The organism is Nostoc sp. FACHB-280 (assembly GCF_014697615.1).
Lineage (GTDB): Bacteria > Cyanobacteriota > Cyanobacteriia > Cyanobacteriales > Nostocaceae > Nostoc_B.
Map to the genome: position 1 here is coordinate 24,272 of NZ_JACJSD010000049.1, position 26,462 is coordinate 50,733.

Here is a 26,462-nt window from a genome sequence, read left to right on the forward strand (position 1 = left end):
CACACGTACTAGATAGATGTGACCTACGATTACATGAGGAAAAACTGTATGGTTACTAGATACGGTACTAATTTTAATGACAATGGCACAGTTCAAAACGGAGTATATTACCCTGCACTTGTCGGTACTGATGGCGATGATCGGATTTTTGGATTGGCAGGTAACGATATTATAGAAGGTCGTGCTGGCAATGACTTGATTCGGGGTGGTGATGGAGTCGATTATTTATCAGGTGGTGATGGCAACGATACCATAATTGGCGATCGCGGCAATGACACCTTCGTAGGTGGGTATGGTAACGACCGACTCATCTGGAACAACGGCGATGGTAGCGACAGAATCAGTGGTAATAGTGGGTACGATGTAGTTGAGGTCAATGGTGCAGGTGTAGGTGATAACTTCCGCTTGCAAGCTGATGCTCAAGGTAGAGCTATTTTTGAGCGCCTCAACTTAGTGCCGTTTACCTTAACTGTGGATACGGCGGAGAAGTTTGAAATTAATGGTCAAGGTGGCGATGACATCTTAGATGTCAACAGCTTGGCAGGAACTAGCATCACTAGTGTGCAGTTTACAGGTGGCGCAGGTCATGACTTACTTGATGGTAGAGGTACAGCTACACCATTAATAGGTTATGGCGATGAAGGTAACGACACTCTTTATGGTGGTACTGGCAATGACCGTCTTGATGGTGGTACTGGTAATGACTTAATCCGGGGTGGTGATGGAGTCGATTATTTATCAGGTGGCGATGGTAACGATACCATAATTGGCGATCGCGGCAATGATACCTTTGCAGGTGGCTACGGTAACGACCGACTCATCTGGAATAACGGCGACGGTAGCGACAGAATCAGTGGTAACAGTGGCTACGATGTAGTTGAGGTCAATGGTGCAGGTGTAGGTGATAACTTCCGCTTGCAAGCCGATGCCCAAGGCAGAGCCATTTTTGACCGCCTCAACTTAGTGGCGTTTACCTTAACTGTGGATACGGCGGAGAAGTTTGAAATCAATGGTCAAGGTGGCGATGACATCTTAGATGTCAACAGCTTGGCAGGAACTAGCATCACTAGTGTGCAGTTTACAGGCGGCGCAGGTAATGACTTACTCAATGGTCGTGACACAGCTACACCATTAGTAGGTTATGGCGATGAAGGTAACGACACACTTTATGGTGGTACTGGCAATGACTACCTTTATGGTGGTGCTGGCAACGACTACCTAGCCGGTGGTGCTGGTAACGACTACCTATCTGGTGGTTTAGGCAGTGATGTACTCAATGGTGGATATGGTGCAGATCAATTCTACTTCGCTGCGAAACCTCAGTCTCAGTGGGATGGCATAGACGCTATCAAAGACTTCAGTCGCGCCCAGGGAGATAAAGTGGTCATTAGCAAAGTTGGTTTTGGTGCTAGTAGCCTGAATCAATTTAGCTATGACAACATTACAGGTGGTTTATCTTATCAAGGCCAGGTGTTTGCAACTATCGACAATAAACCTGCTGGTTTCTCAGTTTATACAGATGTTGTTTTAGCTTAAAAAGCTTTTTGCCACCACTTCAATTCTGCATAAATCTCATACCAATTTGGATTTTAGATTTTGGATTGTAAAAAAGTTGTTTTATAAGCTTTTAAACAATTCATCTGTAGCAATCATTTTTCAAATTGGTATCATTTTCAAAAGTCTTCTCATCACTCCCATAGTCTCAAATCCTGAAATTGAATTGCAGGTGATTTTGTTTTGGGCCCAAACAAAAATTTCATCTGCTGATTTCAATTTCACCAAAACCTAATTCACACTCTAATTTAAGGAAACAAAATGTCTAATTATAATCTTGGTACCATAGGCAGCACCCCAGTCGTTAAAAACAACTTTAGTTTAAGTGAAAGCGCGCCTAATGATATCTTTCAGTTTCGGATTAATAGTACTAGCAACGTCAATTTATCTTTAACAGATATCAGTGCTGGTGATGATGCTGACATAATACTTTATCGAGACAATGGTAATGGTGTCTTTGATGCAGGCGACCTATTGAGTAGCCAAGTAGTTGGTCTTGCCAATGCCTCTGGTAATAGAGATGACGCAATTAACCGCCGATTAGATGCAGGTACTTATTTTGCCGAAGTTCGTCGCTTTGGGCTTAGAAGTTCGGGTAGTGTAAGTTACGATTTTGCTGTGTCTGCAACTGCATCTAACTCTACCGCTGGTTTTAGTAATCTCCTACCGAAAGAGTTTGAACTTGGTAATTTATCAGGTGATGTTACTCGCAGTAATAATGTCAGCAATGTTGACACCTCAGATACTTACTCTTTCTCTTTAGGATTGTTTGAAGGTGTAAACATTACACTCAGCAATCTCCTCGCTGATGCTGACATTAGACTGATTCGAGACTCTAACAACAATCGTATTGTTGATGCAGGTGAGGAAGTCGCACGCTCTACTAGGGGTGGTACTACATCAGAGTTAATTTCTAACATTAGGCAATCTGGTGATTACTTCTTGCAGGTCAATCAATTCAGTGGACAGACTGGGTATGCTTTAACGTTTGACCACTTCACTACCCCTGAAGCTTAATTTGTAATTTTGTAGTAACGCACAATCCCAAATTTGCGGTGCGTTATAGACGTTCATCCTATAACGCACCCTACCAATCTTATCAACCAAACTTGATATTACAGGCTCAAACTTTGAAATTAAATTGCAGATGATTTTATTTTCAATCTAAACAAATAATTACATCTGCTAATTTCAACTCGACTAAATTACAATCAACACTCTCATTCAAGAAGAAAACATGGCTACGTTTAATCTTGGGACACTACTAAACAGTACTCCTGTTGTTAGAAGCAACTTCACTGTAAGTGAAACCGCCCCTAATGATGTATTTCAGTTTCGCATTAATAGTACCAGAAACGTTAATCTGACTGTGACAGATATCAGTACTGGTGATGATGTTGATTTAGTGCTGTTTCGGGATAACGGCAACGGTGTGTTTGATTCAGGCGACCTTGAATTAGGCGCGTCTCCTAATCAGATCAACAGAGATGAGTCGATTAATCATCGATTAGATGCAGGTACTTATTTTGCCGAAGTTCACCGCCTTTCTTTTAGTAGTTCAGGTACTGGAATTTACGATTTTGCTGTGTCTGCAACTTTGCCCAATACAACACTTGGTTATAATAACCTTCTGCCGAGAGAATTTGAACTTGGGAACTTGTCGGGTGATGTAACTCGCTTTAATGTTATAACTAATACCAACACCTCAGATACATACTCTTTCTCTTTAGGATCGTTTGAGGGTGTAAACATTACACTTAGCAACCTATTCGCTGATGCTGACATCAGACTAATTCGAGACTCTAATAACAATCGCATTGTTGATTCAGGCGAAATAGTTGCAAGTTCTACTAATGGTGGTAATGTTTCGGATGTGATTTCTAACATTAGAGACTCTGGTAATTACTTCTTGCAAGTCAATCAATTTAGTGGCACTACTGGTTACAGATTGGCTTTTGATCACTTTACGACTCCTGAAGCGTAAATAACAAGATTATGGTGCGTTATTTGGAACGCACCATACCAATTTTGATAATTTTTACTGCACTTTCCACAATATGAATACAGCTTTACAATTAGGCGACGCGATCGCACCTCCAAATATAATTCCTTTATTAGCTAGTTACAACTTAATGCCACAATTTTTATGTGAAAGTATTATCGATGCTGCAATTGCATCAATTAGTTGTACACAAGCAGAAATCAATCATGCCCTTGAGCAATTTTATCAACATTGGGATTTAAAAACTGACAAGAAAATCCAAGATTGGTGCTTACGTTATGGTTTTCATCACCAACAGGTAAAAATTTTAGCAACTCGCAAACTCAGAATTGAGAAATTTAAACAAGCAACTTGGGGAAATCAATTAGAATCTTATTTTCTTCAACGTAAAAGACAGCTAGATAAAGTTATTTACTCTTTAATTCGGATAGAAAATAGAGGAACTGCTAACGAATTATTTTTTCGGATTGCTGAAGGTGAACAGGTTTTTGCTGAATTAGCTAAAGAATATTCTCAAGGATTGGAAGCTGATACAGGTGGAATTATTGGCCCGGTGGAATTTGGTAGTATTACTCCTAATTTTGCTCAGTTGCTTTATACAAGCCAAGTTGGTGTAGTGCAATCACCTGTACCTTGGGGCAATTTATGGGTAATTGTTCGGGTAGAAAAGATAATTCCTGCACAATTAGATGATTTTATGCGCCAAAGATTGTTGCAAGAAAATTTTGAAGCTTGGTTGCAACAGCAAATAAGTCAATTGTCGCCAGAAGAGAAGCTTTGGATGGGAGTTGGTTTGTCTCACGCAGAGACGCATACTTCGACTTCGCTCAGTAACCAGAGGCGCGGAGAGTGAGAGATTTTTCTAATTACTATTATTAAATAATGTGCCAGATATGCTTACAGATACAACAATTGACCTTCTAGAGTTCACAGCAAAGATATTTCCTTTCAATTTTTTACCCCAACATATTAGAGAAAATTTACTCAGCAAAGCACAATTTCTGCGTTATCGCATTGGGCAAGTAATAGTAACTCAACAAGCGATGCCAACTCAGATTAGTATCATCTATCAAGGGCAAGCTCGACTGTTAGGTTATAATGCTGATTCACCTAATCCTGTAACGCTAAAATTACTTTCTGCGGGTGAAGTTTTGGGTTGGATAAGTTATGTGCGGGGGATTGCTTGCGAAACGGCGATCGCCTCTACTGAAGTTATCACTCTTAATTTCCCTATTAGTGATTTTCTGGCATTACTTAAACAGGATTCAGCCTTTACTCAAACGTTACATCAACAAATCACAATCGTCGAAGTATATGAACTACTAAAAGAAGAATTCAACCGTCGGGCTGATGGTAGCAAAAATTTAGTTAAGCTTGCCCAAACTGCAACAGAATCGACAATTATTCAAACATTTCCTGTTAAAAAACTATCCCACAAACAATTAGACTCAAAATATTTGTGGTTAGTTAGCAGCAATTTTGATGTTGAATTTCCTGTTGGTAGTCGTCTAGATATTGATGATGTCGAACACTGGAAATTTAACGCTAATATGCGTTTAGTAGGTTTACCTAAATCGTTATTTCAAGAAAATCCAACACCTACACCACAAGTACCTGCTGAAATTCCTTACGCTACCGAAATTACTGTTAATGCAGAATCAACTACCCAAGGTAAACAAAAGAAATATCCTTATATTCGCGGTAGAGGCCCGTTAGATGGTTCTTTGGCTTGCTTTGCGATGTTAAGCCAGTATTTTAATATTCCTTTGCGCCGTGATGTTTTGCGTCGGGTTTTAACAAAACAACAAGAAAAAACAGGCCGGATATCTCTGCAATTTTGCGCCGCCGCAGCTGAGTTGATGGGATTAACTACACAGATGGTGCAAGTTCCTGCTGTTGCTGTCAGTCGCTTACAACTACCAGTTATGATTGGTTGGCAAGATAGTTTTGCAATTATCTACAAAAACAGTAACCAAGAGTTACTAATTGCAGTTCCAGAAATGGGAATGCTGCGTTACAAACTGCGAGACTTTGCGGAAAACTGGGGACAAACAGGCGAAGTTTTACTATTACAAACTACTAAAAATACACCCAAGGCGCGGTTTAGTTTGAGTTGGTTTGTTCCCGCACTGCGCCGTTATCGTAAGGTACTAATTGAAGTGCTGGTGGCTTCAATTGTGATTCAAGTATTTGGACTGGTAAATCCTTTAGTTACTCAGGTCATTATTGATAAAGTTTTGGTGGGTAATAGTCCTGACACTTTAGAAGTTTTTGGCATCTTTTTGCTGGTGGTTGCCGTAATTGAAGCCGTACTCACCAACATTCGCACCCATTTGTTTACAGATACAACTAATCGTATCGATTTGTCTTTGGGTTCAGAGGTAATTAATCACCTGCTGCGTCTGCCATTATCTTATTTTGAGCGTCATCCTGTAGGGGAATTAGCAACACGCATTCACGAATTAGAAAACATTCGCTCTTTTTTGACTGGTACAGCTTTAACTGTAGTGATGGATGCGGTGTTTTCTGTAGTTTACATCGTAGTTATGGCAATTTATAGCCCAATCCTCACGTTAGTAGCATTAGCAACAGTACCTTTGTTTGGCTTGCTCAACTTAATAGTATCGCCTGTGATGCGGCGACAGTTGCAAGAAAAAGCCGAACGCAACGCTGATACTCAATCCTACCTAGTAGAAGTGATGGGAGGAATGCAGACAGTCAAGGCGCAAAATTTAGAAATGCGATCGCGTTGGCAATGGCAAGAACGTTACGCAAGATACATTAGTGCAGGTTTCAAAACCGTATCTACGCAGACTACAGCCAGTTCTTTTAGCAATTTTCTCAACAAGTTTTCTAGTATGTTGGTGTTGTGGGTGGGTGCTTTCCTCGTTCTCAATCAACAACTCACTTTAGGACAACTTATAGCCTTTCGCATTCTGGCAGGTTATGTCACTAGTCCCTTATTACGCTTAATGCAACTATGGCAGAACTTCCAAGAAACCGCCTTATCTCTGCAACGTATCGCTGATATTTTGGACACTCCCCAAGAAATAGAAACTGACAGCCAAAATATCCTTATGCCGAGTATTCAAGGTAGTGTGCGCTTTGAAAATCTCAGCTTCAGCTTCCGCGAACACGGGCCTTTGCAACTATCTAATATTAATTTAGATTTCCCTGCTGGTTCATTTATCGGCATCGTTGGTCAAAGTGGTTCTGGTAAAAGCACATTGCTCAAATTATTACCTCGCCTTTACGAACCCAAATCTGGCAAAATCTTGATTGATGGCTACGATATCAGCAAAGTTGAACTGTATTCTTTACGCCGTCAAATTGGCATGGTGTTGCAAGATACCTTATTATTCGACGGTACAGTCCGCGAAAATATTGCCCTAGGAAGTTCGGAAGTCAGTGATGAAGAAGTGATTGCTGCTGCCAAGGTTGCCTTCGCCCACGACTTTATTATGAACCTGCCCAACGGTTACAATACCCGTGTTGGTGAACGGGGTTCTGGGTTATCGGGAGGACAACGCCAAAGAATTGCGATCGCTCGCACGGTGTTACAAAATCCCCAACTACTCATTCTTGATGAAGCCACCAGTGCGCTAGATTACAACGCTGAGGCTCAAGTTTGTCGCAATTTAGCCACATCCTTTCAAGATAAAACAGTATTTTTCATCACACACCGCCTCAGCACAATTCGCCACGCTGATGTCATTCTCATGATGGATAAAGGCGCAGTAGTCGAACAAGGCACTCATGAAGAATTAATGGCACGTAAAGGTTATTACTACTGCTTATATCAACAACAGGAAACGCAGATTTAGTTAATGGTCAAGAGTCAATGGTCATTTGTCATTCGTTATTTGTTATTCTTCTCCCCAACTCCCCACTCCCAACTCCCTACTCCCACCCATCATGAATATTCAATTTGATCAGCCAGTTCTTTTACAACAAACTTCTTCTTGGTCGAGAGCGATCGCTTGGACTATTATCGGAGTTAGTACCTTTACAGTAATTTGGGCTTCAGTGTTCCAAATTGAAGAATCAGTTCATGCGACTGGTAAGCTAGAACCAAAAGGTGCAGTTAAAGAAATTCAATCACCTGTTAATGGTGTTGTTAAAGAAATTTTAGTTAAAGATGGTCAACGAGTTAAAAAAGGCGAAATACTTATTAGTTTAGAACAAACTACTTCAACGGCGGAATTAACTTCATTAAAACAAAGTCGTGCGGCTCAATTACTTGCAAAGCAATCTTTGGAATTAGAAAATGAATTTTATCGTCGTCAATTGCAAGGCAATATTTCTCAACAGCAAATAGCCCAACAAACTGCTCTATTAAAAATTAAACCAGAATTAGCATTATTAACAAATAATCGTGCTGCCATCCTTGCCGAAAACCAATTATACCGCGCTCAATTAAACGGTACAACAGCAGGATTAACACTGACAACAGAACAAAGATTACGCTTGCAAAATCGTCAAACAGAATTAGCATCACGCCTAGAAACAGCTAAATTAGATACTCAACAAACACAGCAAAAATTACTCCAAACCCAGGCACAGTTAGCCAGCGCCCAAAAATTACTGGCAATTAATAGCCAAATTTACAAAAATCTCAAAAATCTAGATAAAGAAGGTGCTTACCCCAAAATTCAAACTTTAAGGCAAGAAGAAGAAGTAAATTCCAAACAAGCAGAAGTAATTCAATTAACTCAAGAACAGCAGAGGTTACAATTAGCAATTTCTCAGAATCAGAAAAAATTTATTAATACGGCAGCAGTTTCTCAAGAAGACTTATTAGCCAAAATTACAGATAACGACAAAAAAATTGCAGATATTGATAGTCAGTTAACTAAAGTAATTGTCGAAAATCAAAAACAGATTTATGAAATTAATAGCCGAATTGGCGAAATTGATAGTAAATTAACGCAAGCTCAACAAACTTTGAAATATCAAAAAATCACTTCTCCCGTAGATGGTACAGTTTTTGAACTCAAAGCCAAATCAACAGGATTTGTAGTACAGTCTAGCGAACCAATTCTCAAACTTGTGCCTAATAGTAATTTGGTTGCTAATGTTTATATCACCAACCGCGATATTGGTTTTGTCCGCGAAGGACAGCAGGTAGATGTGAGAATTGATTCCTTTCCTTTTCAAGAATATGGTGATGTCAAAGGCGAATTAATTGAAATTGGTTCTGATGCTTTACCTCCAGACCAAGTTTATAATTTCTGGCGTTTCTCGGCTAAAGTACGGCTAAATGGACAGAATTTACTAATTAATCAACGCCAAATACCCTTGCAATCAGGTATGTCTATTAACGCCAACATTAAATTACGCAAGCGCACAGTTATGAGCATTTTTACAGATTTTTTAGTGCAGAAGACTGAAAGTTTAAAATCTATTCGCTAAATAATATTATTCGTAGCCAAGATATAAGAAAGTATAGAGGATGGGTTGACGGGGGAGCATGATCAATGAGAAACAACTATTGGCTGCAAATATTGGGAATTACTCTTAGTAGCACTACCGTTTTTTGGTCAAATTGCCTACTTGCTCAAATTATCCCAGATGCGACTTTACCAATAAATTCCCGTGTCAGCACAGTAGACAACGCCACCACAATTATCAACGGCGGAACACCAGCCGGAAGCAATCTTTTTCACAGTTTTCAAGAGTTTTCTGTACCTACCAACAGCACAGCTACCTTTAATAATGCGGCAAACGTTCAGAATATCATTACTCGCGTTACAGGTAGCTCAGTTTCTCAGATTGATGGATTAATTCGTGCTAATGGTACAGCTAATCTATTTCTTATTAATCCTCAAGGTATTATCTTTCAACCTCATGCCAAGCTAAATATTGGGGGTTCTTTTTTAGCAACTACAGCTAATAGCTTAAAATTTGCTGATGGCAGAGAATTCAGAGCTAAAGTTAATCAAATTACTCCTTTACTATCGATCAGCATACCAATTGGGTTACAGTTCGCCAGCAAAACTGGACAAATTCAAGTTAATGGTATTGGAGGAATAGATTTAGATACTGATAGGTCAATTGATAGTAATCTTGGTCTACAAGTATTACCAGGAAAATCTTTAATTTTTGTAGGTGGTAATGTCAGTTTAGATGGCGGAATTTTGCAGGCTCCTGGCGGTAGAGTGGAATTAGGTGGACTAGCAGCACCAGGAATAGTAGGACTGAATTTTGATAATAATCTACAGTTGAGTTTTCCGGTTGATGTAGCACGAGCAGATATATCGTTGACTAATGCTTCTACAATCAATGTCGTTGCTGAAAATAGCGGGAGTATTGCTGTTAATGCTCACAATTTAGATTTATTCAGAAAAAGTACCCTTGTTGCTGGTATAGGTACAGAATTGGGTGAAGTTGGCTCTCAAGCAGGTGATATTACTCTTAATGCTACAGGAGCAGTTAAATTTGAAGAGCGATCGCAAATTTTTAACAGTGTTAATACTAACGCTATAGGTGATGGGGGAAACATAACTATTCAAGGTGAATCAGTCTTGTTCAATAATGTTTCTACGTTGTGGTCTGTAACCAATGGTAGAGGAAATGCAGGGAACGTAACACTCAAAGCCAAAGATTCTGTCACCTTTGAAAATAGCAGTGGTACATTCGCTTTTGTCGGAGGTGATGGAATTGGTAATGGAGCAAATATCATTATCCTAGCTCACTCCTCCTCTTTGCTCAATGGTTCTCAATTTTTTTCAGCTTCAATCGGAGAAGGAAATGCAGGGAATGTGACTTTTGATGTCAGTGGCCCTGTAACTTTTGCTGGAGTGGACATTGAGAATCTGCCTAGTGGTGTGTTTACCAACAAGGTAAGTAGTAACATTGGCAAAAGCGGAGATATAACTATTCGTGCTAGTTCATTTACCTTGCGTGATGGCGCTCAAATAGATACTAGTGTCAGCGGTTTTCAATCAGCAGGAGATATAACAATTGAAACTAGTGGTTCTGTCTCATTGACAGGAGTGAATAGCACTGGATCAGTTAGTTTTATCCGTAGCCAGGTTAATGGTGGCACTGGCTCTGGGGGAAATATTACTATCAAAGCTAGTTCACTATCTTTGCAAGGTGGCGCTCAAATCAATTCCAACACACTAGCGCAAGGAAATGCTGGCAATATAAAACTGGAAATTAGCGGTAATGTATCGTTAGCAGGTGTGGATAAAAATGGAGATGCTGGCGGTATATTCAGCAGTGTAGAATCTGAAGCAACAGGCTTGGGGGGCGATATTAACATTCAGGCTAATTCACTTTTTGTCGGTGATGGTGCAAGATTATTTGCCAGCACTTTAGGACAAAACAATGCAGGCAATATAACCGTGAATGTCAGAGATGCGATCGCTTTTGATAGTATGAATAGCATTAGCCCTAGTGGAGCATTTACTAGCGTAGAGCCTAATGCAGTAGGTGATGCAGGCAATATTAATTTAACAGCCCGTTCAATTCGGTTAGATAATCAAGCAGCTATTTCAGCAATTACGACATCGGGTAACGGCGGTGATATTAACTTGCAAGTGCAGGATATATTACTGTTACGCCGCAACAGCAAAATTTCTACCTCAGCAGGTACAGCTAGGCAAGGCGGAGATGGTGGAAACATCACTATTAATGCTCCCAATGGTTTTATCGTTACTATTCCCAACGAAAATAGTGATATTACAGCCAATGCTTTCACTGGTAACGGTGGGAGAGTAAATATTCAAGCCTTTGGGATCTTTGATATTCAACCTCGTGAAAGTTCCACTGTTTTTAATGACATCACCGCCAGTTCAGAATTAGGTGTAGACGGCACCATAGAACTAAATACCCCCAATGTCGACCCCAACCAAGGATTAGTAGAACTACCCGCCAATTTAGTTGATGCTTCGGAGCAAATTACTCAAGGCTGCACTCCTAGACGGGGACGAAGCAATAGTTTTGTCGTGACAGGGCGGGGAGGAGTACCTTTAAGTCCTAGTGAACCGTTGCGCCAAAGGGCTGTGATTACTCAATGGGTAACGCTGGATGAGGCGACGCAAAACAAACCAGACATAATAGCAAAACCAACTAAGGTAGTCGAACATCAACAGCCAATTGTTCCGGCGCAAGGATGGGTTATGGATAAACAAGGTAATGTTCATCTTGTGGCTCAGGCACTTGATGGTTTAATTCAGGACTCAGGAGTTAGGAGTAAAAATAGATTTTGTCAGACTGGCATTTGAATTAAATTGAATTTCAGATATACAACTTGAGTTTTCAGTTTGTTAATTAATAGAAGACTCAGTTTTAAGCTTGTGGGTGAAATTATTGTAATTAAAATCCGGCTATTTAAAAAACAAGATAATTAACAGGTTGTACATTACAAATGATATTTAAAACGCAGAGATTGGCTTTAACTCCTATTTTGGAGAGTGAACTTAGCACACTCCATTTAATTTTTACTGATTCGTATGTGAGAAGGTATCTATGTGACGACCAAATCTTTTCTCTACAACAGGTTAAAGAAATGCTCAAGCAGAGCATAAACTACTTTGAAGAAGAAAAGTTTGGTCTTTGGTTGATCAAGATAGATAGCAATAATGAAGTCATTGGATTTGTTGGTTTATGGTATTTCTTTGATGAAGAACAACCCCAGTTAATCTATGCCTTGTTGCCTAAAGCACTCAAAAAAGGGTACGCTACTGAAGCTGCGACCAAAATCCTAGAGTATTGTTTCGATGAACTTGGCTATAAGTATGTTGTAGCAAGCTGTGATCTGCCAAATCTTGAGTCGCAAAAAGTAGCCCAAAGACTTGGAATGAAGAAGGTGAAAGAAACAATTGTGAATGGAAATCCTATTGTGGTTTTTAGAGTTGACAAGTTTTGACATCCTTTACGGTGTAGACACAAGTTTTGTTTTACCTTGCTTGTAGCAACTTCCACTTTCGTTCCCAGAACTTCTGTCTTCGCGTTTTAGTGTTTCGCGCAAGCTGTAGAAACTTGCGCTTTCGTTGTCAGAACTTCCACAAAAATGAAAATGAGTCGTTCAACCCCAGGGAAAAATCAGTTAATCTTGAATGGCAATTACCGTATCTTCCCTTCAATATTTATTTAAAACTGTAAAATTTCTCTCTCATACCCTTCTGGTGTTGGTTCCACTTCCCAAACAATGCCTTCTCCTGGTTCCATTACTACATCAACGTAAAGTTGAGCGATCACTTCTTGGGCTGTATCCTCGTTATTAGCAAAAGGTTGTAAATCTTCGGTTAACAGTCTCAATTTAAATCCTGCGGGAATTATCTGTTGTGGGTTGGCGTTGCGTAACTCAAACCGCCAGGTATTATCTGCTAAGTCTCCGATGGGAAATACACGCAATTCATAGAAATTTCCTGCTAAGGTTAACTGTCGAGTCAACCCCCCAGACTCTTCAACTTCGCGGCTGCGGACTCCACGGGGCGCTAATTGTAATAGTGTCAAATTCCAACCAAACTGCTGTGCTAAATTTGATACTCCTGATTGCAGCCATTGGGGAATTGACCATTGTTGTAATGTTCCTTGTCTGTGTTCGTATAATTGTTGTCGCCAGCCGCCATGTGCGATGAATGCGCCCCAAATTTCCCAGGGAATTGCTAACCTAGGAAAGACTATTTCGGAATGCCTGAGTCGTTGTAGTAAGTTTTGGGCTTGCGTTAAAGGTAAGTTTGGTAAAGGTGCGACTGATTCGCGTAAAATTTCTGTGGGACAAAGTTGACGGGTAATCCACAGACCATTGATGTCTTTAATCAGGTCATCTGTGTCTAAACTATAGGTGCGATCGCTCGCATCATACACACCCTTGGTTTTTAATTGGCGATGAGTGGTATATCCATAAATCGATACCCAGCCAGCATTGGAGTTAACTTGTATTGCAATATAGTAATCAGCTATCCAATCTGGAATATCCAGCCATTCTTGGGGTACGCGCAATTCTGCTGTATCAATTGCGGTTGTGGGAATTAATACTAATCGTATATCTTGAATGGCGATCACACATCCATTAACAAATTCCCAAAAGCTGGGTAAGGCTGCTAATTGTGTTGCAACTCTCGCACTGGGATTTTGTTCTGCTTTCACCCAAGCTAAAAATGCTTCCAGGCTGATTTGATTGAGGTAAGCTCGCCAACTTGCGCCTGATGTGGAAAAAGCTGGTAATTCCCTTGTTGGTAAAATTTCTAAGGTTAGCTGCGTATCAAAAGTCATTTTTCAAACTCCGTGGGCGACGACAGAACAAGCGGGCGATAGTGAGCAATTAACCATTCTTCTAAAGAATTGCTCATACTGTCGATTACGTCAGATGTCACAGGAATATGCAGTGCTTTTTGACTCCACTGCGCTAACTCCATCAGTAAAGTCTTTTTGATTTTAGTTAACTGCCGAGAAACAGCATATTGTTTGACTCCTAGCTGTTGAGCAATCTGCTGTTGAGTCAATTCTTGCTGATAATATGTTCGCAAAATTACTTGAGATGTAGTGTCTAATTGTGCCAGTGTCTCACTTAAAATTTGACTGACTTCGCTACTCCGCAAGGCTAATGTCTCTGCTTCTTCTTGGAGAATTATTTCCTCTAAACCCGATTCTGAGAAATTATCAGTTAACAAATCAAGCAATTCCCCTGTCTCTTGTCCAGGAACAGGAACATCTAGGGAAACTGAGGTGGGATATTGAAAAAAACGCACGGCTTTGGCACAAGCAAGTAACCAACTTTTTAGACTTTCGGGAGTAGCGACTGGATGAGTAGAAGTTAACTGGCTCAAAGATTGGGTATTGTAAACCTGGGCGATCACCTGTAATTTAACATCATCTGGTTTCACCAATTTGTGAGCAGTTGCCGCATCTTGGGGCGCATAAAGTTGTAAAAAACAATTCCAAGCTAAAACATAACGTTCAATAATTTGACTGTTATAACCTGCCTGTTTGAGAGATTCTATCAATCGTTTTTGACTAACTTTGTGCAGTAATCCCCAATCAGTAGAGATATCAACTTCTTGATGCTTACGTAACAAATCTTTGATGAGATTGCTAAAAGTATATTCAGCGTAAATTTTCAAGTTTGTGCCAAATTGGGGATTAAAGTTTCGCAGAACTTTATCAATCCGCGCGATCGCAGTTTGGAAAAAATCAGCTACAGAATGTTGACTCGATACCTTCATTTTCATTTTTCTTGCTACCCAATAGCAGACTTCTTGCAAGTAGGCGGCAAAATGAGCCACAGCAATTGGGTTAGTTTGCAATTGCCAAATCCGATGCCAATAAATTATCCAAAAGCTTTCTGATTCTTCTCCCAGATTGGCAACACAGTTTTGCATACTCCGCCGCAGCTTGGGATCAGCCACCCAACGATCAAAGGTGTCGCCGTTGAACTGCACGAAGGTAGAAAAGATTTGAATAATATCTTGCCGGGAATACATGATAATTTTGCTTTTATAAAGATAGGGAATTACTTCAAACTACTGTGCGTTACTTTCACTTTACTGAAGGTACAGAGACAAAGAACTAACGAAAAATGACTAAATTGGTAGTTTTAAAATTTGGCAAAGGCAGCTTTGAGGCTGGGTTTCCAGTGACGCTGCAACTTGGTGAGGAAAACAGCCGTCCTGAAAGTGAAGTGATTGGCGAACTGCCTCCAGATATAGAATTACCACTAAATTTTAATTGTTGGCAAGCGATTTACCGGAGTTTAGACTTTTCGGCTCGTCCCAAAGGGCTACCAAAATCAAGCAAACAAATTCCTAGTGACCAAGAATGTTTAGCCGCCGCGCAAAATTTACGCGCTCGCCTTAATTATTGGTTACAATCACCATCTTTTCGCCCTATTCGCGAAAAATGGTTGGAAAAACTGCAAACTTCTGATGTAATTCGCATCATTTTACAGACTGAAGATTATCAATTACAAAAACTTCCTTGGCATCTTTGGGAATTAATCGAGCGATATCCCAATGCCGAAATTGCTTTAAGCGCCCCTAGCTATGAAAAGGTCAGTATTTTGCCCATACCCACTGCCAAGATTAAAATTTTGGCATTATTAGGTGATAGTCAGGGAGTCGATATCAACAAAGATCGTCTACTGTTAGAGCAACTACCTGATACAAAAATTCACTTTTTGGTAGAGCCATCGCGGGAAGATTTAACAGATCATCTTTGGCAACAAAATTGGGATATTCTTTTTTTCGCGGGACATAGTTCGAGTCAAAGTACAGGCGAAACAGGTCAAATTTACATTAACCCCACTGAGAGTTTACAAATTGAGCAGTTAAAGTATGCTTTAAAACAAGCTGTAGAGCGCGGTTTAAAGTTAGCCATTTTCAATTCTTGCGATGGTTTAGGGTTAGCGAGAGAATTCGCTTCTTTACAGATTCCCCAATTAATTGTCATGCGCGAACCTGTACCCGATAGAGTGGCGCAAACATTTCTCAAACATTTCTTACAAGCATACGCAGGTGGTAAATCGCTATATTTAGCAGTTCGGGAAGCGCGGGAAAGACTGCAAGGGTTAGATGGGCAATTTCCTTGTGCAAGTTGGCTACCTGTGATTTACCAAAATCTCGCAGAAATACCACCAAGTTGGCAGGATTGGTTAGGTAAAGCGGATTTGCAGCGGAATAATCTGCCAAGCAATACATCAAAACTGCCGCTTTTTTGGCTCGTTGCTTCAAGTTTAGCGATCGCTAGCTTAATTGTCGGTGTGCGATATTTGGGAATCTTCCAAGCATGGGAGTTACAAGCATTCGATCAGTTGCAGCGACTCCGTCCAGAGGAAAAACCTGATTCACGATTGTTAGTGGTGACAATCACTGAACAAGATGTGCAGTTACAATCTCCGGAACAACCTCAAGGTTCCCTCTCCGATGAATCATTGTTAAGACTGTTAAAAAAATTACAAGCTGCTCAACCAAAAGTTATTGGATTAGATATCTACCGCGATCGCGCTGTCAAACCAAACTTACCAGAACTTGCCCAATATCTAGACAAAAGTAAAAATTTAATTGCAGTCTGTCGAGTTAGCGATTCTCTCACTGAAAATCCTGGAATCAAGCCTCCCCCAGAAATACCACCGGAAAGCTTGGGTTTTAGTGATTTGGTACTCGACCCAGATAATATTGCCCGTCGCCATTTACTCGCATTCACACCACCGCCTTCTTCCCCTTGCAAGGCCCAATATGCTTTCAGCGTCAAAGTTGCATTAAGTTACTTGGCGACTCACCAGGTTTTTTTAGAATTTACCAAAGATGGTGCTTGGAAATTGGGTAAAACTATTTTTCCACCATTAACAGCCCATACCAGTGGCTACCAAGGTATCGACGCTGGGGGACACCAAATTTTGTTAAATTACCGCCAAGGGCGATCGCTACAAAAATTAGTGCCGCAAGTGACACTAACCGAGATATTAACAGGCAAAGTTAACGCTAATACTGTGAAAAATAAAATTGTTTTAATTGGGACAACAGCCCAAAGTTTCCAAGACTATTCCTCTACACCTTACATCACCAATGGAGGTGCTATTGAGAAAATTCCCGGTGTAATCTTGCAAGCGCAAATGATTAGTCAATTGGTGAGTGCGTCACTAGATGGGCGATCACTTCTTTGGACTTGGTTTTTGTGGCAAGAAATCATCTGGATTTGGGGATGCTCGTTAATCGGTAGTACTCTCGCTTGGTACATCCGACGACCGCTTTATTTAGGGTTAGTAACTTTAATGGCGATCGCTAGCCTCTACGGAATTTGTCTAGTTGTGTTAATTCAGTGGAGTGCTTGGATACCGTTAGTTCCTGCGGCGATCGCTTTTGTTAGTAGTATCATCTTTATTACTTGTTACACAGAACAATCTCTCAAAGCTAGGTAGAGCTTATATTGTAAATTGTTAATCCTTTCGTGAGTTTTGCTATAAAAGATTTTCTCCATTCTGCGAAAACTGGTCTTGTTCCAGTGATTAATAAAAATAGATATGACTAAACACCTGTTAGGAGCAATGACAGATGAAAACATTTTTTCAACGACTAGCTACACTAACGGCACTCAGTGTGATTGTCATAAGTTGTCTTGAAGGTTTGCCAGCACTCGGACAAAAATCAGTAACAATTCAATTCAAATTACCTCCACCACCGCCTGATCGCGGCGCACCAGGAAATCGAGGCGAAGGAGCTTCGCGGGGAGATTGTGCTGTATCTAGCTTGCCTTTAACTGCTCTTGTACCCAGTTATGAACAAAAAAAACATAGTACTGATGAAGGCAACATTACCCAAGTTTGGGGTTTAACTAGTGTAGAACAGCCCAGCTTTTGGTTTTATGTGCCTTATCACCAATCTTCTATTCAAGCAATTGAATTTGTTTTGCAAACCGAGCAAAATAAAACCATCCAACGCACAAATGTTTCAGTACCCACAATACCTGGAATTGTGCGAGTGCAATTGCAAAATTCTCAAATTTTATTAAAAACTAACAAGCCATATCACTGGTTTTTAAAAGTGAAAGTCGTTTGCCCTTCTCAACAACTAGTTACATTAAATTATGTAGAAGGCTGGGTGCAACGGGTGAATTTAGATGTATTACTACGAGAGCGTATTCAACAGTCTTCCCCATTAGAACAAGCAGCAATTTATGCAGCTAATGGCATTTGGTATGATGCTTTCACCACGTTAGCAGAACTGCGGTTGACAAATTCCCAAGATCCACAAATCATTGAAGGCTGGAACAATTTACTAAAAGTTATTCAACTAGAGAAACTGGCTACAAAACCTTTGATTAATTAAACTTGTCCATTGACTCTCCCTTGATGGGCTGGGGCTGTGCGGATGACACACCAGTTGCCGTTAGTAAAACCGACTTTGCCTAATTTCACATCATTACGGTAAATCCCATCATCAAGCAGTTCCAAGCCGTGTTGTCCACAGGCATCGAAAATCTGGGACATGATTTCGCTGCCAGTGGTACAAGGTGTTTCTTTAACATTTTGCTCTTGCTTGGGCAGTGAACCATCCTTAATATCCTTACCTTCTGGCATCCCAATCATTTGACTTTTCAAAGTATGCTGTCTTTTCTTACCAGAAAAATATTTTTGTTGTTCTTTTTGGTCAAAATGTCTATATATTGGCTGTTCCAGGCTATCGACCAATAGCCTGAAATTCATTAAGACTTCCTGAACAAATAGTAAATTGCTCTCATTATTTGAGACTTGCTCTAATAAACTAGCTGGTAAAACATCTCGCAGTATTGGTATCCAATAATGAAAAGCATCGTTAGCTTCAGTTTTAGAAATACCAAATAACATTCCTAATACTTGAAATGTTGGCATCTGCCTCAAATAAAACAGACATAAACAGATTTGTTCTTGAATTTATAACAATTCTTTACGACCACCGCCAGCCGCATTAATTCTTATTTTCTGGCTTTGGAGTTTTGTTTTAATTTCTTGGTGCCGTTTTATCGCGCAATTCCACAGTGATTTTAATTGTTCGTAACTAATCCCTAAAATTTGTTTTGTCCGGTGGTGATATTTTTGGATATAATCAAAAACCATAACTAATACTGGAAAATGGTAAACACCCATTTCAACATTTTACCATTTTTCTTTTCCTAAGTTAATATTTCGGACAAGTCTACTGTACGATATCATTTTCAAAGGTTAATGAAAGCCCAAACCAAGGAAATTATAAAACCCGTACACGAATGGACTTTCAAACCTGCTTACTGTTTACTGCTACAAGTAGATTAGCGCACCTCAATGCCGATGTAAGTGGCGTTGTTGTCTTCGCGCATCTCGCTCAGTTGACGCGCACCATCTAGCAAGACACCAATGTAGTATTTGCCTGGCGTTAGATTGTTAGGAATAGATACGCTATAGGGAAATGTGTTAACATTTCCCCGATCAATAGTCGGGAAATACTGCGTCAGCCAGGTATCTGTTCTAGAGATATAGTCATTGGTAGAGACATAAAGGTCAGCCGTTGTGTTTTGCTTGTTAGTTCCATTGTTTTCGTAAGTGAACTCAACCTGCACCGTTTGACCTCGATTGACAATGTAGCGCGGTTCTCCAGTATCAATGTAAGAACTGAGAAGATTTCCATTACTATCAAGTATCCGGGTGCGGTCATGGACACTGTACCCATCACTAGCATAGTTAGCGTATTTCCAATGCGTTACAGAAATATCTTCGTAAGAACCAGGATAGTAGCCGTAGATTTGGGCAATTCCATAAGCAGCATCCTCTCCTAAATAAGCTGTCGCTTTCGTACCATTGGCATAGATGTGTGTGAAGTCAAAGCCCATGACATTGTATTCATCACCTTCATGCTCTAACCCCACTGTATGACCAAGTTCATGGATAGCAGTAGTTTGGAAAGGACGAAACCCACCGCCATAAGGCCAGAGAGATCGCTTATCATTAGTAGAAGAAGTGTAGCTTTCGCCGTTATAGAAGACCGCATCCGCTTCATAAATTGAAGCAGAACTACAATTATACTGAGTAAATGCACGCGCTGTGTTTGTCAAATTAGGATCGCCAGTCCACCAAGCCTCTGTCTCTCCATTACCAACTCCAACCAATGGATCATCATAGGTAAGTGTGTACCAAAAATTGCTGGGATTTTGATAAAAAAGATTAATGGCTTCTGTTAAAGCCTCTCTATAGCCATTGCCTACGGGAAAACCGACTTGACTGGCTCGCATTGTGACTGGAGAATTGGGCCATTTGACTCTTTTACCATCACATTTCAAGGAGACGTACGCTAGAGCATCTGAAGTGTAACCTACGATGGTGCTAAATAGAGCAAGACCGAGTAGAGTTGTTAGAAGTTTTTTCATGATTATTTTCCTGAGTGATTGATGGTGAAGGTTAGAGGTTAGTGGTCTGTCCCATTAGTTTTGCTGGGTTCCAAGATCCCCGACTTCTTAAAGAAGTCGGGGATCTGACCACTCTCACTTATTACAATTAATGCGATGAACCACTAGTTAGTTCATAGTTTCTGTGATGGGAAGCTGCGATAAACTGACTAAGTTTTTCAAAATTAATTTTGAGGCTGTTTGATTACAGGCTGCTGACGTATTTCTGTTGTGATTTCCTGACGTTCTGATTCACCAACAGACAGTTGGCTATCAGATGGTACTTGTGGTGGACGGGCTGGTTGTACTAAGGGCGCAGAGAGGGGTTCTTGAATATCCACACTAACAATAGGCTGAACTTGGAGTTCTCTGGACTGAATTAGTCGTTGTATCTGATTTTGAATTAAACCTTCAAATTGCACCTCATTTAAAGATGGTAAATTTAGCTGCTGTTTTGTGTTCTGTGTGGGTAATTCTGTTTTTTCCTGGTTGTCGGAGACATCGTACTCCACCACATGAGAACCTATACGGTTAACAAGGACTTCTTGCATCTGTACTCGCCGGCCTAATACTAATTCTTCTTGATTAAGCAAAAGCGGTTTTCCAAAGTTATCAAATACCTGCTGATTGATTAGCCGGAAACGACCTTTTTCACATTCCACTAGTGGACAAACAGACTGGCCATTTCTGCTGACAAAGAGAATGTCTCGATCGCCTACATCAAACAAAGGGACATCCGACACTTGCAAAATGTTACCATTACGGTCAGTCCCACCGAGGAATCGTAAGGTGACAAATTCTTGCTGATTTTGCCCTTTGACTAGTTTCTCAATTTTATAGGTAACAAAGGTGTATGGTAGTTGAGGAGTACCTTTGGAAGAAGCATCTGACATCCGATACTCAACTTTCGTCACAACACCTTGAAAGATGAAATCAGAACTTTTGACAGCCGATTTGAATGTTTGATCTAGCTCAGATTTTTGTGTAGCTTGGTTTAGAGTAATTAGACTTTCACTGTTGCTATTTGCATAAGCTACTGCAATTCCAGAAACAAGTGTAACTATTAGGATAGGTACAACAAATTTAATTTTCATATTGATATCACCTGATATGGATTGTGAGTTGGTGTGTAATAGGTTATATGGAAACCGAGAAACGAGCTTGAAGATTTGAAAGATGGTTTTCTACTTCCGCGTAATTCTCTGCATTGGGAATTAGCCGTAAATAAGTTTGGAGGTCATAAATAGCATCGTTTAAACTACTCATTGCAGCCAAGACGACTGCTCGATTTTGATACAAATCTGGATTGGTTGGTGATAGAGCGATCGCCTGATTTAAATTGCTTAAAGCTTCCTGATAGTGTCCGGAACTATAATTTAGAACAGCACAATTTGCTAGTAATAAAGGTTGGTTGGGGTTGAGAATTAGGGCGGCGCTATAGTCTGCCAAAGCTGCCTCGAACTGCTCTAAAGATTCATACGCTTGGGCGCGACCTATCAAAGCCAAATCTTGATTAGGGTTAAGATCCAAAGCGGTAGAATAGACATGAATTGCTGCCGTCATTTGACCCATCTGACGATAGCATTGGCCTAAATTTGTCCAAACTTCTGAATAAGGTGGACTTAACTCAATTGCTTTGAAGTAGTCGCTGATAGCAGCTTCCCAGCGCCCCATTTTTAAATATATATTTCCCCGATCATTATAGTATTCTGAGTAATTGGAGTCGATCGCAATGGCAGATGAAAAATAAGCGATCGCTTGCTCATAAATACCTAAAGAAGCGTAAACCTGAGCAATGTTATGAACTAAGACAGCCCGTTGCAAAAGGTGCTGATTCGGCGCAAAGTGATCGTTAATTCGTTGATAACATGAGCGACACAATTCTATCGCTTTCTGGGCTTGTCCTTGGCGTAGCCGGATCAGTGCTAATCCATTGCGGTTAAAAGCGACATGAAACATTTTGAGATGTTCTGATAAATTAGCTCGCTGCAATTGGGTTAAACCTTTTTCTAGATATGCTTCAGCTTTAACTAGATCACGTTCTGGAAGATAGCGAGTATAAAGCATTGCCATTCTGTAGTAGCAATGAAACAGGTACTCTGGCTCTACTATTTTGACTGTTGCTTCTGTCATTAATTGCAGACATTGCTGATATTTGCCTAAATTGACATAACAAGTCGATAATTTCGCATATATAAACCAAAGCTCGTTGTCTTTCTGGCAGTTCTGATTTAACAGCGCCAACGCAGATTCACCGTAGTTTGCAGCATCTTCATAAAGACCTTGTTCTGTATAAATTGATAGAGCTTTTAGTTGATATTGCAGTGCTTTTTCTGGTTGATTGCTCAGTAGCGAATAATGAATTAATTGAGGTAGATGAATCTCTAGCTTAATAGCGTCTTGCTCTGTTTGCTGTACCAAATTTTGCAACAACTGAGCTACGTTCTGTTGACCAGAGGTAGAAGGCTGAGATGGCAAAAGTAGTTGTACAGGTTGAATTTGATATTGAGGCTCAAACTGCTTCGCTATGATTTCACCACATCCAGGATCGGTAGCGATTAGGAGAGTTAAATTTAGTTGCTGACCCCGACGACGCATCAATTCTGCAAAGAAGCGGTGTACTAAATGACCAGCGCGATTGAAATCATCACACACAATCACCCAAGCAGAACTATGATCACGCTGATACCAATCAGTTAATAAATTAATTAATCCATGCAGAATCCGAAATACTCGATCGCCTGGATGATTGAGAGCTTTTTCTTCTGAGGGAGCTATGTCTGCTAAAATGGGATAGCGGATTAATATTACCCCACGCCAAGCAGGCAAAACATTAAATAGCTCGTAATCGTGTTCACAAATCAAATCAGGTGCGAGGCGTTGCATCTGGGGAATTAAACTGCTCAACCAGTCATTTAAACCAGCCCAAGGGCCGCCCAAGTTGCGATCACACGTTAATAGCCAGGTAGTTGCACCACTATTTTTAGCTTCATCTAGCCACTCTTCTAGATACGCACGACGAGAACTAGATTCAGCTTCTACTAGAATGACCTGACTTGCTGACAAGGAATATTTGGGCATATCCATATCAATTCACCTCAGCGATTTGTACAAACTCCGAACAAATAGCAAAACGCCAGCACCTTGAGTAATCAAAGATAACCAAGTCAATAACAACGCATCTATAAAAGCGTAAGGATGAGCTTGGAATCCAGCGCCAAAGATCGAGAAAATGACCAAGCCGTAATGCCACGTTAAAGGTAAACTAATAAATATCAAGACAGCGATCGCTGCAACTCGACCTAAAACCCACAACCAGGCATAACAAGTGATCGCTCGCATTTCTCTGGGTGGAATGTGGGACTGATCTACATGATTTACCGAGCGCAAAATGCGAGCTACTTGATTATGCAAAAACACTTCTGTATCTTTGATCAAGTTCTTGCAGCGAAAAATATTAGCAACGACAAAATAAAAGTCTGTGCGGACAAACAAGTAACATTGCCAGAGTAAGCGTAATAGATAAGTCAGCAACATGGCTCGACTTAGCTGCACAATGATTGCCGGGAATACCAGCCAGTTGTGGCTTTCAGCAAACAACAGCAAAATTAAGACAGAAGCCGAGGTGGCATCAAGCAGTGAACCTGCTAGCAACGGTAAGTAACGTTGGCTTCTAGGGATACCCCAAACACCAGTCATATCAGTTTCTACTACTAATACCCACAACCGATGACCAATCCCCAACCGGGAAGAGACACCAACAGATCGCGCCGCTATTAAATGTGCCATCTCGTGGAGAAAAACTGTAAAGTAGCCCATTGTTAGCACTAGCAAACGCATCAGTGTCAAATTTTGCGGAAAAAAGTGAGCATTCCATCCAGGTATAAGGGAAGGTTCAACAGCAAACGCTATCAAAGCCAAGCCAATTAGTACACTGCAACTCACAAGAACTCTGTAACTGAATAATTTTTGAGCTAGCGATCGCGGAAAGTTGGCGAAATGAAACTTTAATGATGAGTTATTTTTGTTGATAGCAACATAGGATTGGTTAGTTCTATTTTTGACTAGGCGTTGCACAAATCCTTTACTTTCTAGAACTTCTAATAATTCCTCTAAAGCGGGAACTTTACCATACTTTTGTTGATAAAGAAATTTCGCTTCTCCAACGGTCTTACCATTGCTCAAATGATCTAATAATTCCACTGCATCAAAAGGCAGAACTAAGAAGACAGAAGTATCGGGACGACCAATAACTATTTCTTCACCTTCAGATTGCCTTGTAAACGGATAGACTGCAACTTGAGTATTAGTTGTGTAGTTCATTTTTATTGCAGGTAATCGAACCCGTCATCTACTGACAACGGGTTCAAGTCGAACACTTAATGTAGACAAACAGCAATTAGTGTTCAGATTTCCAAAGAATTAGGGGTTGTGGCTAGGAATGGTTGTTCTAACAGTTTCAGCTTCGCGCACAACAAATTTCTTCATAGATAACTGCTCTGATTTGGACGCTTGTTGGTTACTGGGTTTGATAGAATTCATGAGTTTGATTTTCCTTTTTTGTGGTTTGGTGATTGGTTCGACTGCAAAACTAAATTTGCTGTTAAACCGTGATTCAGCTCGATCTACAAATTACAAAATCCGTAGTTTCAAGCCCTTCATTATTACTTACGGTTGCATTTACGTTTTATGCAAGATATAGCAAAAATAAAAAGTAAAAAGTGAAATGCTTACAGTGAATTGGTTTTAGCGTTTTAAAATTAGGACTTCTACCAATTTCCTTTGAATCTGAAACACATCTTTTTGTAGAGGCGTAGCATTGCTACGTCTCTACAATGATTTGATAATTTGTGTGTACACCGCAGCCCTTGAAAAGGGGGAAATTTTTCTTTAAGTCCCCCTTTTTAAGGCTACGGTGTACACACAAGTCCGATAAAGTTGCCTAACAGCCTTTTGATCCCCCCTAGCCCTCCTTTTTAAGAGCAGGGCTGTTTCATTCCCTAAAAGGACTGAAAATGCAAGGGTTCAGGAGATGAAAAATCAGCAAGGCATTCAATATTAACGTGAGTTCGACGGATAGAACAGCCCAAAAAGCTTGCTAGATAAGAATCTGCTTAACTGGATAGACGAAGTGCGTTGGCGTAGCCCGCCGCAGGCATCGCTAAGATTGATTGAGAATGAGTAAAAAAGGCACAAAAAAACGCGCCCGTCTAAAAATATCTAAGAAAAATGAGGGTCTCGGCTATGTCTACTCCAAAAAACGAACGATAGCAGAGTCAGAATATATACAAATCTTAAGATTTTGTTAAATGACTACCTAGGGGAAAATGAGTAAACAATGGGTAGTTTCCCGACTATCTTTAACTAAGCAATTCAGGGATGATTAATTGTATAGAAAACTGCTGGCAAAGATTTTATAGCTGGCATTTAATAAACTGTGTACAAAACTAAGCCCTGAATTTTATCAGGGCTTTTTAAATATAAAAAGATGTGGCTGTTTGTGATAGGGTCTGGAAAGGAAAGCTGGCAAGCAAGGATTTATGCGATCGCATCTCCTAAACGTAATATTCCATTAACAGAGTCCGATCTATTGTCCTAGAAGAACTGCTGTTCAATGCCGAAGAAGTCGAAAGCCGGGAGAGATTTGAAGAAGTCTGCGGGAAGAACCTCAACCTCAAGCTATTCATTCGCCAGTTGGTTGGGTTAGACAGAAATGCAGCGAAACAAGCATTTGGTAGATATTTGGAGGGCAGTAGTTTCAATGCTACTCAAATCCGCTTTGTGGAAACTATCATTGATTACCTGACGCAAAACGGGGTTATGGATGCGGGATTGCTCTATGAACCGCCATTCACCGAGTTGCACTACGAGGGATTAGACGGAGTTTTTGGGGTTGATGATGCTGATGGGATTGTTTCTATTGTGCAGTCTTTCAGTGAAACTGTTGGGGTCGCGGGAGAGGTGATGGTGTGCGATAGCTTACTAAAAAAGAAATTCAGACCTTTGTGTATAAATTCCGAAAGCAAAGAAACGTAGCTATAAATTATTCAAGAAACTCATAACT

The 26,462-nt window shown here is 40.3% G+C and carries 19 protein-coding genes; 11 read left to right on the forward strand and 8 right to left on the reverse strand.

The annotated features are described in order from the left end of the window. Positions 1–48 precede the first annotated feature (48 nt). From H6G75_RS33625 to H6G75_RS26895, 8 genes are all read left to right on the forward strand, one after another. Positions 49–1,536: a calcium-binding protein gene (locus H6G75_RS33625; RefSeq protein ID WP_190982960.1), complete on the forward strand. Its 1,488-nt coding sequence runs from the start codon at positions 49–51 to the stop codon at positions 1,534–1,536. A 279-nt stretch (positions 1,537–1,815) separates the two neighbouring features. Next, the gene (locus H6G75_RS26865; RefSeq protein ID WP_190982961.1) at positions 1,816–2,571 is read left to right on the forward strand and encodes a PPC domain-containing protein; all 756 of its coding nucleotides are present in this window, start codon (positions 1,816–1,818) and stop codon (positions 2,569–2,571) included. Between the two features lie 220 nt (positions 2,572–2,791). After that, positions 2,792–3,538, forward strand: a complete 747-nt coding sequence (locus tag H6G75_RS26870) for a PPC domain-containing protein (RefSeq protein ID WP_190982962.1) — start codon at positions 2,792–2,794, stop codon at positions 3,536–3,538. Between the two features lie 73 nt (positions 3,539–3,611). Further along, a complete protein-coding gene (locus H6G75_RS26875; protein ID WP_190982963.1) occupies positions 3,612–4,409 on the forward strand; it encodes a peptidylprolyl isomerase in 798 nt (265 codons plus the stop codon). A 40-nt stretch (positions 4,410–4,449) separates the two neighbouring features. Then, positions 4,450–7,380 (forward strand): peptidase domain-containing ABC transporter, encoded by a 2,931-nt coding sequence (locus H6G75_RS26880; RefSeq protein WP_190982964.1) that lies wholly within the window; start codon positions 4,450–4,452, stop codon positions 7,378–7,380. A gap of 91 nt (positions 7,381–7,471) precedes the next feature. Continuing rightward, positions 7,472–8,968: an HlyD family efflux transporter periplasmic adaptor subunit gene (locus H6G75_RS26885; protein WP_190982965.1), complete on the forward strand. Its 1,497-nt coding sequence runs from the start codon at positions 7,472–7,474 to the stop codon at positions 8,966–8,968. A gap of 65 nt (positions 8,969–9,033) precedes the next feature. Next, positions 9,034–11,787, forward strand: a complete 2,754-nt coding sequence (locus H6G75_RS26890) for an S-layer family protein (RefSeq protein WP_190982966.1) — start codon at positions 9,034–9,036, stop codon at positions 11,785–11,787. Between the two features lie 164 nt (positions 11,788–11,951). Next, complete coding sequence (locus H6G75_RS26895) at positions 11,952–12,431, forward strand: GNAT family N-acetyltransferase (protein WP_242051656.1); 480 nt, start codon at positions 11,952–11,954, stop codon at positions 12,429–12,431. 224 nt (positions 12,432–12,655) lie between these two features. Here the strand turns inward: H6G75_RS26895 and H6G75_RS26900 are convergent, their stop codons facing one another. Beyond that, the gene (locus H6G75_RS26900) at positions 12,656–13,783 is read right to left on the reverse strand and encodes a DUF1822 family protein (RefSeq protein WP_190982968.1); all 1,128 of its coding nucleotides are present in this window, start codon (positions 13,781–13,783) and stop codon (positions 12,656–12,658) included. Beyond that, a complete protein-coding gene (locus H6G75_RS26905) occupies positions 13,780–14,991 on the reverse strand; it encodes a sigma-70 family RNA polymerase sigma factor (RefSeq protein WP_190982969.1) in 1,212 nt (403 codons plus the stop codon). The genes H6G75_RS26900 and H6G75_RS26905 overlap by 4 nt, the downstream gene beginning before the upstream one ends. Positions 14,992–15,086: 95 nt before the next feature. Between H6G75_RS26905 and H6G75_RS26910 the strand changes: the two genes are divergently transcribed. Then, positions 15,087–17,423 carry a CHASE2 domain-containing protein gene (locus H6G75_RS26910; protein ID WP_190982970.1) on the forward strand — a complete coding sequence of 779 codons (2,337 nt, stop codon included), beginning with the start codon at positions 15,087–15,089 and terminating at the stop codon, positions 17,421–17,423. Between the two features lie 133 nt (positions 17,424–17,556). After that, a complete protein-coding gene (locus H6G75_RS26915; RefSeq protein WP_190982971.1) occupies positions 17,557–18,330 on the forward strand; it encodes a DUF928 domain-containing protein in 774 nt (257 codons plus the stop codon). Here H6G75_RS26915 and H6G75_RS32795 read toward each other — a convergent pair. From H6G75_RS32795 to H6G75_RS26940, 6 genes are all read right to left on the reverse strand, one after another. Then, on the reverse strand, positions 18,327–18,914 hold the full coding sequence (locus H6G75_RS32795) for a transposase family protein (RefSeq protein WP_397332809.1): 588 nt from the start codon (positions 18,912–18,914) through the stop codon (positions 18,327–18,329). The two genes, H6G75_RS26915 and H6G75_RS32795, sit on opposite strands and share 4 nt — an antisense overlap. Beyond that, the gene (locus H6G75_RS32800) at positions 18,915–19,097 is read right to left on the reverse strand and encodes a hypothetical protein (RefSeq protein WP_206757380.1); all 183 of its coding nucleotides are present in this window, start codon (positions 19,095–19,097) and stop codon (positions 18,915–18,917) included. It abuts the gene before it with no gap. Positions 19,098–19,288: 191 nt separating this feature from the next. Continuing rightward, positions 19,289–20,380: a matrixin family metalloprotease gene (locus H6G75_RS26925; protein WP_190982972.1), complete on the reverse strand. Its 1,092-nt coding sequence runs from the start codon at positions 20,378–20,380 to the stop codon at positions 19,289–19,291. Between the two features lie 203 nt (positions 20,381–20,583). Continuing rightward, a complete protein-coding gene (locus H6G75_RS26930; protein WP_190982973.1) occupies positions 20,584–21,492 on the reverse strand; it encodes a hypothetical protein in 909 nt (302 codons plus the stop codon). Positions 21,493–21,535: 43 nt separating this feature from the next. Further along, the gene (locus H6G75_RS26935) at positions 21,536–23,485 is read right to left on the reverse strand and encodes a tetratricopeptide repeat protein (protein ID WP_190982974.1); all 1,950 of its coding nucleotides are present in this window, start codon (positions 23,483–23,485) and stop codon (positions 21,536–21,538) included. Positions 23,486–23,491: 6 nt separating this feature from the next. Further along, positions 23,492–24,721 (reverse strand): hypothetical protein, encoded by a 1,230-nt coding sequence (locus tag H6G75_RS26940; RefSeq protein WP_190982975.1) that lies wholly within the window; start codon positions 24,719–24,721, stop codon positions 23,492–23,494. Between the two features lie 1,284 nt (positions 24,722–26,005). Between H6G75_RS26940 and H6G75_RS26945 the strand changes: the two genes are divergently transcribed. Continuing rightward, complete coding sequence (locus H6G75_RS26945; RefSeq protein ID WP_277884111.1) at positions 26,006–26,434, forward strand: type I restriction-modification enzyme R subunit C-terminal domain-containing protein; 429 nt, start codon at positions 26,006–26,008, stop codon at positions 26,432–26,434. Positions 26,435–26,462 lie beyond the last annotated feature (28 nt).